Source organism: Allobosea sp. P4_C6, assembly GCF_056402015.1.
Map to the genome: position 1 here is coordinate 1 of NZ_JBFUIF010000286.1, position 966 is coordinate 966.

The window sequence follows — 966 nt, forward strand, 5'->3', positions numbered from 1 at the left end:
GAACTAGCCGCCCGATTAGCCTCCGCCAATGATGGGCCTAACCCTGATCGAAGGAGAGAAGGATGACCGACTTCCAGCTGACAAGCCCGGAGAGTAGCGTCGCAATCGCGTCGGAGGTAATCCAGAGGATCCGTGAAACGCTCGCGGAAACCCGCGACAAGGGGGTTTCGGGCGCCGTCGGCTTCGACGAACTCGGAGACGCAACCGATTTGATCCAGCAACTCGACGATCTGGCAGAGGAATATGGGTGCCTGGTGGACGGACCCTATGACAGCGAGGAAGCGAACGGCGGCGGCTACTACCTCTTCGAACGCCAAGATGCCCCCAATGTWGTAGATGGCTGCTGGCTCACCAAGCCCGAGCCGGAAAGTGCGGGCGACACCCTCGGCTATCTTGGCTTGGCTTGACCGGCTCGCTCGTCTCGTCGAGCCTGCGGCTGCTCAGGAGACGCCGATGTGCAGCCTGTTGTCTGATTGCGATTGCTCGCGCAAACCGCTCCGCCAATCGCGCTGCCTCGCCCCGTAATGGACGTTCCCGAGGTATTAAAAGGGTCGCCAACAGACTTCGCGTCGATGCATTCCGAACGTCCGGTTGCGGGCAACCATTCAGTGTCCGGTTGTGGCGCGAGGCAGTCTTGCAGCTCGCCGCCTAAACCTGACGCACCCGGGTTGATGCGTCTGAGAGTTTCCGTGCCAGGAAGGAGTGAATCTGGGCGATGACGGCGGCGCCTTCGCCAACGGCTGCCGCGACCCGCTTTGTCGACCCGGCACGTACGTCTCCGACCGCGAAGATGCCTGGACGGCTGGTTTCCAGCGGCAGCCGCTCGCCATCGCCAGCGCGTTCCCCCGTGAGTACGAAGCCTGTTCTGTCGAGGGCCACACAATTGTCGAGCCAGTCCGTCGTGGGGTCGGCACCGATGAACAGGAAGAGATGGCGCGACGTGCACTCCCGGATCGCACCGGTCCG

At 62.7% G+C, this 966-nt stretch carries 1 protein-coding gene and 1 pseudogene; one reads left to right on the forward strand and one right to left on the reverse strand.

Going from position 1 to position 966, the window contains the following annotated elements; all coding sequences use genetic code 11:
- The first annotated feature begins 62 nt into the window (after positions 1-62).
- A complete protein-coding gene (locus AC1DVA_RS28700; RefSeq protein WP_476808175.1) occupies positions 63-407 on the forward strand; it encodes a hypothetical protein in 345 nt (114 codons plus the stop codon).
- Positions 408-648: 241 nt separating this feature from the next.
- On the opposite strand, the pseudogene AC1DVA_RS28705 reads toward AC1DVA_RS28700, so the two are convergent.
- Positions 649-966, reverse strand: a pseudogene (locus tag AC1DVA_RS28705) (thioredoxin reductase); the annotation flags it as partial.